Annotated in this window: 7 protein-coding genes; 4 read left to right on the top strand and 3 right to left on the bottom strand. The window is 63.6% G+C overall.

Annotated features, from left to right (window positions below):
• The first annotated feature begins 223 nt into the window (after positions 1-223).
• Entirely contained in the window at positions 224-1,039 is an 816-nt protein-coding gene (locus ACZ63D_RS18005) for a glycosyltransferase (protein WP_465355413.1), read from the top strand.
• Between the two features lie 7 nt (positions 1,040-1,046).
• Complete coding sequence (locus ACZ63D_RS18000) at positions 1,047-2,366, top strand: NAD(P)/FAD-dependent oxidoreductase (RefSeq protein WP_465355412.1); 1,320 nt, start codon at positions 1,047-1,049, stop codon at positions 2,364-2,366.
• Between the two features lie 12 nt (positions 2,367-2,378).
• Here the strand turns inward: ACZ63D_RS18000 and wecB are convergent, their stop codons facing one another.
• Positions 2,379-3,494: a non-hydrolyzing UDP-N-acetylglucosamine 2-epimerase gene (gene wecB, locus ACZ63D_RS17995; protein WP_465355411.1), complete on the bottom strand. Its 1,116-nt coding sequence runs from the start codon at positions 3,492-3,494 to the stop codon at positions 2,379-2,381.
• 242 nt (positions 3,495-3,736) lie between these two features.
• Between wecB and ACZ63D_RS17990 the strand changes: the two genes are divergently transcribed.
• Positions 3,737-4,645 (top strand): lysyl oxidase family protein, encoded by a 909-nt coding sequence (locus ACZ63D_RS17990; protein WP_465355410.1) that lies wholly within the window; start codon positions 3,737-3,739, stop codon positions 4,643-4,645.
• A 1,328-nt stretch (positions 4,646-5,973) separates the two neighbouring features.
• Positions 5,974-7,689, top strand: coding sequence for an ATP-dependent nuclease (locus ACZ63D_RS17985; RefSeq protein ID WP_465355409.1), 1,716 nt, complete (start codon positions 5,974-5,976; stop codon positions 7,687-7,689).
• Here the strand turns inward: ACZ63D_RS17985 and ACZ63D_RS17980 are convergent.
• Positions 7,686-8,156, bottom strand: coding sequence for an NUDIX hydrolase (locus tag ACZ63D_RS17980; protein ID WP_465355408.1), 471 nt, complete (start codon positions 8,154-8,156; stop codon positions 7,686-7,688). The genes ACZ63D_RS17985 and ACZ63D_RS17980 overlap by 4 nt on opposite strands.
• A gap of 10 nt (positions 8,157-8,166) precedes the next feature.
• Complete coding sequence (locus tag ACZ63D_RS17975) at positions 8,167-8,910, bottom strand: helix-turn-helix domain-containing protein (protein ID WP_465355407.1); 744 nt, start codon at positions 8,908-8,910, stop codon at positions 8,167-8,169.
• Positions 8,911-9,129 lie beyond the last annotated feature (219 nt).

Here is a 9,129-nt window from a genome sequence, read left to right as displayed (position 1 = left end):
ATCGAGTGGGTTTTTCCCGGAACAGCCACCAGTCCACTCGATCGAGGGGGCACGAAAAACCCGTTCCGGTGAAGGCCCGAAACAGCGTGTGCATCGATCGGGCGCTCCCTTCCCGGTGCATTTTGCGAACCTCTCAAGAAAGCAACAAAGATAGCCGAATATGAGCTGACGGCCGAACGAAGGTGGACGGCCGGTATCGCGCCGAGAACCGGAGAGGGGTTTTGTGAGAGCGGAAGACACGGGCCTGGTCACAAGGACGAAGACGGAACAGGCCACGGGACGGACGGCGGGGCGCGCACACGTCGTTCTGCCCGCCTTCAACGAAGAAGCATCCTTGCCGCCGTTGCTGCGCCGGCTTTCCGACGTGGCGCTCACCGAGCAGCTCACCGTCTGGGTCGTCGACGACGGTTCGGCGGACGACACCGTGGCCGCGGCCGAGGCCGGTTTCGGCGACCTGGACGTGCGGATCGTGCGGCACCTGGTCAACCTCGGGCTGGGCCGCGCGGTGCTGTCGGGTCTGCGTGCGGTGCTGGAGGTGGCCGGCCCGGACGACATCGTCGTGGTGATGGACGCCGACGACACGCACGATCCGGGGCTGATCCGCCTGCTGTGGAAGGAAATCGACGCCGGCTCGGATGTCGCTATCTGCTCCCGGTTCGTGCCCGGCGGCGACGACCGGACCGCCCCGGTCGTACGGCGCCTGCTTTCCCGCGGCGCGGCTCAGCTTTTCCACCGGGCTCTCGCCGTCGAGGGGGTCCGGGATTTCACCAGCGGATACCGTGCTTACCGGGCCAGCCTGCTCGCGCGGGCGTCGGCGCACTGGGGGGAGCGGCTCATCGAAGAGCAGGGGTTCGCCTGCATGGTCGAGCTGCTGCTCAAACTGCGCCATTGCCGTCCGGTGATCACCGAAGTTCCGCTGGCCCTGCGTTACGACCGCAAACAGGGGCCGAGCAAACTGAAGCTCCGACGGACGATCGCGCAATACCTGAAGCTGCTGGCCCGCGACCGGCTCAGCCCGGCGCCGTACCGAAAGTTGTGACTCGCCGGTGACGACCACACCCGCTCTGTCCCACGTCGCGGTGATCGGTGGCGGAATCTGCGGCCTCACCGCCGCCCACCGCCTCGCCCGCGGGGGCGTCCGCGTGACCCTGGTCGAGGGGAGCGACCAGCTCGGTGGCCTCGGCACCTTCTTCCGGCACGGGAACCGCTGGGTCGAACGCTTTTACCACTGCGTCATGCCCTCCGACGCCGCCCTGCTCCACTTGCTGGACGAGCTGGGCCTGAAAGACTCGCTGCGGTGGCGCACAACGACGATGGGGATGCTCGTCGACGGGGAACGGCACCGGTTCAACTCGGCCCTCGACCTCCTGCGGTTCACCCCGCTCCGGTTTTTCGATCGGTTGCGCTTCGGCGTCGTCTCGCTTCTGCTGCGGCAGCTCGGGCGCGGACGGGACCTCGACACGCTTCGGACCGAAGACTGGCTCCGCAGTCTCTACGGACGGCGCGTGTGGGAGGACCTCTTCGCCCCGATGTTCGGCTCGAAGTTCGGTCCCGCCTTCGGAGACGTCCCCGCGCTGTACCTGTGGCAGCGTCTCGGCCGGGAACGCAACGTCGCCACGCGCGGTTACCCCGACGGCGGCTACAAGACGATCATCGACGCGTTGCGCGAGTCGATCGAGAGCGCGGGCGGGACAATTCGCTTGTCCAGCCCCGTTCACCGGCTGTGCCACACCGAGGAAGGCTGTCGCCTCACTTTCGCCGACGGCGAATCGCTCGACGTCGACCGGGTCGTCTCGACAGTGCCGCTGCCGCTGTTGCGCCAGCTCGCCGACGACGACCTCGCGACCCGGCTGCCCAGGACCGCGCTGGCATACCAAGGGGTCGTCACCGCGGCGTTCTTCCTTCGCCGCCCGCTCACCGGCCACTACTGGACCCCGGTGCTGCGCTCCGGCACGGACTTCGATGGCGTAGTCGAGATGTCCGCGCTCGCGGGCAGCTACGAGGACGCACACCTCGTTTACGTCATGCACTACACCGACCGCGAGTCGAATCTCTATCGCGAGCCCGACGATGCCATCGCGGCACGGTGGACGGCTCAGCTCCTCCGGGTGCACCCCGGTTTGCGGCTAGCCGACATCGAGGACGTGCGGGTGTTCAAGGCGCCGTTCGTCGAACCGGTGTACCCGCGGGGATACCTCGCCCAGCGGCCGCCCGTCGTGGTGGAGGGCACGAATGTGCTGCTGGCGACCACCGCGCACGTCTACCCGGACGTGACGAGCTGGAATTCCAGCGTCGCACTCGCGAACAAGGTGACGGACCTGATCGCCGGCCTCGGCGAACGGCGGAAGGTCGGGGAACCGGCCTGAGGAGGGGCGGGCTCACCCCGCTCGGATCAGCTTCTCGATCGCCTCGGCGGTCCGCCGGCTGGCCGCGCCGTCCCCGTATGGCGAGGGCACGTCGCGCAGGCGCTCACGGTGGCCGGCGACATCGTCGAGCCACGCCGCGGCTTCCGTGCCGATCCCCGGCCCCGGGACGACCAGCGCGCCGAAGGTGCCGAAAATCTCCGGCCGCTCGGTACTCCGGCGGACCACCACCACCGGCCTCTTGAGCACGCTCGCTTCTTCCTGGATGCCACCGGAGTCCGAAATGATCAGCGCGGCGGCGGCAGCCAGCGCGAGGAACGTCGGATACGGCTCGGGCTCGAGCACTCGAAGCGGCCGCAGGAGACGGGTCAGGCCGAACCGTTCGAGGCTCTGTTTGGTGCGCGGGTGCAGCGGCAGCACGACCGGCAACGGCAGCCGGGCGAGTTCCCGCAGGACCGTGGTCAGCCGGTGCGGATCGTCGACGTTCTCCGGCCGGTGGATGGTGGCGAGCACGTACCCGTCCTCGGCAAGGCCCCGGTCCGCCAGGATCGCGGCCCGGTCCGCCGCGCACGGGAGTGCGGACCGAAGTGCTTCCACGACGGTGTTTCCGGTGACGGCGATCCGTTGCGGGGCAATGTTTTCCTTCAGCAGGTTCTGCCGGTTGAGGCCGGTCGGCGCACAGCAGAGGTCGGCGAGGTGGTCGATCAGGACGCGGTTGTGCTCCTCGGGCATCGTCCGGTCATGGCTGCGCAGCCCGGCCTCGACGTGCACCAACGGCAGACCCTGCGCGTTCGCCGCCAGAGCGCCGGCGAGGGCGGAGGTGGTGTCGCCTTGCACCAAGACCACCTGATCAGGGCGTGCGGCCAGCACTTCGTCCACCGCGCTGATCGCCCGGCCGAGTTGAATTCCGCGCCGCGCGCTGCCGATTGCCAGCTCGTGGAACCGGCTCGAAGCCGGAAAACCCGCGTCCAGGAGCGTGCAGAGCGACGGATCGTAATGTTGTCCGGTGTAGACGATCGCGCAGTTCTCGCCGTACCACCGCACCAGGGGCGCCAGCTTGATGAGTTCCGGCCGGGTCCCGCAGACCAGCACGATCCTGGAACCGGTTCGCTCCGGCGAAGAAACAGTCAAGCCCGGATTTTCTTTTCCGGTGGAGCGCGTTTCCACGGTAGTCGACATACGGCCAATTTCCTTCCCCTGACAGGTCATCGCACGCTATCGCGAAAGCCCGGGCGGTGGCGACCGCTCAGCCCATCGAGTGCACCTTCCGCGTGGCTGCCCGGCGTGCCCGCGGTGTCCACTTAGGATTTCAGTGGATCGAGTCCGACAGAAACGAGTACGCCTTGTTCGCGAAATGTGCTGCCCTGGCAGGGGTGCTGCTGCTCACCGCGGTCACCACGTCCGCCCCGCCGGTGGACGCGGCGCAGGCCGTGCTCCTTCCGGACCTCCGCCAAGCACCTCCGGGGTGCCCTGGCGGATACACGGGCGATCCCGCGCAGTGCGGTGACTGGGACGTGTGCCCGGTCATGGATCCCAGCGCTCCCAACGGCCGGTGTGTCGGCGAGGCCGCCGCCAAGGCGGTGCGGCTTCGGTTCACCAGCTCGGAAGAGAACATCGGCGACGGGCCACTTCTGCTGTACGGCCACCGAAACAGTACCGGAGACAGCAGAATGTCCGTCCGCCAAGCACTCCGCGCGGCCGACGGATCGATCCCGCCTGACTACGCCTCGGCTCAGCAGGCCACCCGCGGGTACACCTACTACGAACCGGCGATGGCACACCAGCACTGGCACCTGATGAACTTCGAACACTTCGCGCTGGTCTCGAAAACCGGCGCGACGGTCGTCACCGACCGCAAAAACGGCTTCTGCCTAGGCGACCGCTATGCCTTGCCGGACATCGGCGATCTCCAACACGCACCCGGTGCCTCCGGAGCGGACGCCGAACTGGCAGAACGGTTGCGTGCCAACAACTGCCGGCACCACGAACCGAACGCGCTCGACGTGGTCGAAGGCATCTCCGTCGGAGCCGGCGACGACTACGCCTACCACGTCGACTTCCAGTGGCTCGACATCACGCACGTGCCCTCGGGAACCTACGACCTGGTAAACACCGTGAACGACGATCGCACCCTGGCCGAGAAAAACTACGACAACAACTCGTCGTCGGTAAGCTTGTCCATCGAATGGCCGCAGGGAATGCCTGCGAAAAGCCAATCGATCCTGCAGTCGCCGGTGGTCCGGTTTCTCCGTGGCTGTCCGGGACGAGCACGCTGCTCCTGACCAATTCCGTGCCCGGATCAAGAGCGGGAGCGCCTCCGGCTCCGGGCCGCCGCCGGAGGCGCCGAGGCCGGGCGGCGCTGCTGGGGCACCCTCGGGGCCGTGTTCCCTTCGCTGACGAAGCGACGACGGCCGTCGACGAGTCCTTGGCGGCAAAGGCATTCGCCGGACTGCCGAGTCGGGATGTGCTCTGGCTGACCGAGATCGCCGGGCAAACATCGGCGCAGGGTGCGGCTCAGTCTCACGCCCAACGGGTGTCGGCGCTTGCGTAACCGGGCACGGGAAGCACTCCGCCAGGGACACCTGCGAGCCCACGTCCCCGCTCCGGCAACACGGTGCGCGCCCGCGCTCGAAGCTCCCGGTGCGTGGAGCCGAAACGGCCTGCCGGAGCGGCCTGTCGGACCGCCGACGGCGCCTCGCGACCGGCCCCGGGTTGGCCGCCGTGAACATGGCGAGTTGATGCGCTGGCGGCCCGTGGCTGATCGGCTCGGGCAAGATCCCGCCGTCCTGGGCGTCCGGTCACACCCGGTTGGACCTGCGCTGCAGGCTTTCGGCGGCATCGGCACAGCCGGGCAAACGGAGGCGAAACGGAGCACGTCGGCCTGGACGCACAACCGCGAAGTGGATCTTCGCGGCGGTGTTCATGCTGTTCAACGCGCGATGAGAGTGGTGGGCCGCCTGGGGCTCGAACCCAGAACCTACGGAGACAAAGACCAGGTCAGTGGCTGTTTCTCGTCATCTGCCGATCTTGGTCCTCACCTGCGCGGGCGCGCTCTGCGGCTGATCATGCTCGGTCGCTGATTCTCGTCGTTCGCGATCGTTTTCCGGGGGAAAACCGGGGAGATGATCATGCGCTCTGACGGTTCCTGACGCTCGCCCGCTCAGCCCGCATCTTACCCGCCCATACTTCCCCCAACCCCGATACGAAGCTCACACGCGGTCGGTAGGGCCGGGTCAAGGCACGCTTTCCAGCCTTGACGCGGTGCTACCGACCGTTGTCACGATCAGGCTTCGGGGTGGCTGTAGGCGATGCTTCTGCGTAACAGGTCGAGGATCATCGGCGACTGTTTCCGCATGGGTGGGATGTCCGGTTCTGGCGCGAGGGCCATGCGTGCTGTCGGCGGGCGGCGCTGGGGTCCGGCACCGCTGGCGGCCGCGCGGCCCGGCCGGTGGGCGGAGCGGAGCGGGAGCCCGCCGTGTCGGGATCGCGGCGGCCGCCCAGGCGAGGGGCTACGGGCCGTAGCAGGCGCGCCGCCCGGCGGTGCGCCCTTGATCCCATAGAGCCAAATTCGGCAAACCTTGCAGGTAAGTAATGAATGGAGCCCTAGCGCATGCGCTATTCACTTCGTCAGTTGGTATTCAAAGATGACACCGTAGAAGAAATTCCGGAAGACGGCGTAACCATAATTGTCGGACCGAATAATTCAGGAAAGTCCGTCCTGCTGAATGAGATCAGCCAGCTGCTTTCGCATGAGCCAGACCAATCCAAATTTAAATGGTTGAATAGTTTGACTGTTGACAGAGAGCAAGATGAGGAATTATTCGACGAGTGGTTCCAATTGTTTGGCAAAAGAATGCCGGAAGGCACCGCCTATGCTGGCCAGTATGGTATCTGGGAACCAAATGGTACCCAGTTTATGACGTACGAAAGCGTGAAGAATGCCTGGCTATCCGGGTGGCCATTAGGGCAACTGGCACCGCGGTTCGTATCATATCTCGACACCTCATCCCGCATGGGCCTGTTGGGTCCTGCGCAAGCTCGCGATCCGCTTACATCGGCACTGCATCCCATTCATAGGATGTGGGACGACCTGGGCCTCCAGGAAACCATTAGTAAAATGGTAAAGCGTGCCTTTGACTTCGATATTTCGATCAATAGGTTTAGTCAGTCGCCTCAAGTCTTGATCGGCAAGCCAAACCTTGCGGATGAGGCTCCGCCGCCGAGCAGGGAACTTCTTGAGGAGTACTTGTCTTTGCTGCCTGTCTCGTCGCAAGGTGACGGAATTAAAAGCTTCGTCGGTATATTACTGAGTGCAATAGCAGCGGGTGCAAATCTCACTCTAATTGACGAACCCGAAGCGTTCTTGCACCCTCCGCAAGCTCGCTTGCTTGGACGCTACCTGGTTGAAGAGACGCCACGTGACGGGCAGATATTAATTGCAACACATAGCTCTGAGGTTCTGGAAGGAGCTTTATCGGGAAATTCTGACCGGAAAGTTAAACTGATTCGAGTCGCGGGCGAGGCGACATCTAAGATCCGCACTAAAAGCACGCTTCCGCCTGACCGTGTCGAGAATCTTTGGAAGGACCCGCTGCTGCGCTATTCTCGAATGCTGAGCAGTCTGTTTCATCGCGGTGTCGTGATATGTGAATCGGATGGGGATTGTAGGTTCTACGAATCGGCTATTGACGTATATCTAGACAAGCGCACTGAGCATGACTTACTTTTCACTTATGTTGGAGGGAAATCTCGGCTTCCTCATGCAGTTCGTGAACTAGGTTCGTTCGGGATCCGGGTCGCAGTTGTAGGTGACATCGACCTTCTTAACGATCTTACGTACATGCAGCGTTTAGTTGAGGCCGCAGGTGGTGAATGGTCACGTATTTCCGATGATGTCAAGTTGGTTCAGCGCCAGATGGTCGATCGGTCTGCAAGTCCCACAATTGGAGGCCTGAAGAAAGAGCTTAAAGCAATCCTTGATAGGCCTGACCGCGCTCGAATAGCAGACGAAGACGTGAAGGTCTTGGTCGCCTCCACTAAAATCATGAATGGCTGGAAGGAAGCAAAGAGGTCAGGCTTTTCAGCCTTTGAAGGCTCTGCGGCAGTGGCTATCCTGCGGCTAAGCGTGGAACTGGCTGAGTTGGGAATCTTTATAGTTCCGGTCGGTGAGCTTGAGAGATGGTTCATCGACGTTGAAGCAAACCATGGAATAGAATTCGTTTCTAAGGTCTTGGAATCCAGGCGGCACGAAAGCCCGACTCCTCAATTGACTGAGTTTGTAGCTAGAATCTCGGACTTTTTCGGCGTGCTAAATATTGATAATTAGGTAAAGAACACCTTGTTTTCCATGCTTAGGGCATGGTGTAGACGCAGTCGAATTGAAGGATGGATGTTGAGTCTTTCTATTTCGCTTAAAATGACCCATGCGACTTCGCGACTTTCGTTGCTTGTTCGAGGCTGCCCGAAAATCGGTTTTGCTCGGAAGCAGATCGAGAACTCTTGTCGGACTTCGCCATCGTCGTAGGATATTACATGGTTGGGGTTGGAGTAGAGACCGATAACATCGATGACTTCACACTCGATGCCTGTCTCTTCGCGGACTTCTCGGACGGCAGCTTGAGCCAGCGTTTCGCCTAGCTCAAGCTGCCCGCCCGGGATTGAGTATAGGTCATTGTCGGTCCGCCGGATCATCAAAATCCGTCCGTCCTTGTCCTGGATAAAGGCGGACACTGCGACGGCGATGCTGTTCGCTTTGGGAGCGTTCGGGTCGTCGTAGTAGTCGACGCGTGCCATATGGTGCCTCCTAGAGGGTGGCGGGCTTGGCGAGGTTCCAGACGGTCTCGAAGCTCTCCGAGTAGGTCTCGAAGAGGTCCCCGGCGGAGAGTCGGCGCAGGTGCAGGGACGGCGCGTGCGCGCCCTGGAACCCGTAGACGTGTGTGTTGATGATCATCTCGTCGTCGAAGCGGAAGATGGAGTTGTAGAGCGTCGTGTTGTGGAACCGCATCTCGACGCCTTCGACGCCGACGAGCGGCCGGTAGAACGCCAGCGCGTTACGAACACGCGCCGGGAGCGTCCCGTCGCCGAGCTGCTCTTCTTCTCCGCGCAGGGCGACGCTGTCGCCGTCCGGGTCGCCGAATGCCAGCCGGATCTTCGCGCCGGCCGCGGCCTTGGCTGCGATGTCCTTGATGAACCGCGGGCGTTCGACCAGGAACAGGGCCGCGTGGACCAGGATCTCCACGGTCTCTGACGCGTCGTTGATCAGCCGGTCCCACAGCTCGACCGGGATGGCGTTGCGGTGCGGGAACACGCTCACGACCTCGGCTGCGGCGGTCTCGGCCCGGCGTTCTGGTGCGACGGAGTCCGGCCAGAGGTAGGTCTCCGATTCGCGCGCCATCGCGGCGATCTTGTGCCGGTGCTTCGGGTACGGGGTGCGGCCCTTGGTGATCCACCGCTCGACTGTCTTCTGGTCGACGCTCAGCGCTTTGGCCACCTGTTCCAGCGTGAGCCCGTTGCGCAGCAGCGCGTCACGCAGCCGTTCGTTCGGCATCTGCACCCCCTTGGGACTTTTAGGGACGTCTTCGACCGTACCAGGGACGTCCCAAGATGTCCCGCCACGTGGTGATCATGTCCCGTCTTTTGCCGGAGATTGGGTGGCACGTTGCCGAGACTCGCTCGGCGGCAGAAACCCGAAGGAGGCAGACATGACGACTGCAAGCACAGCCTCGGCCCTCGGCGGCGGGTCGAGCGGTCCGGCCGCGCAGGTGTC

The organism is Amycolatopsis sp. NPDC104775 (genome assembly GCF_055583325.1).
The sequence above is the reverse complement of the archived record's forward strand: the minus strand, read 5'-3'. Positions and strand labels throughout refer to the sequence as shown.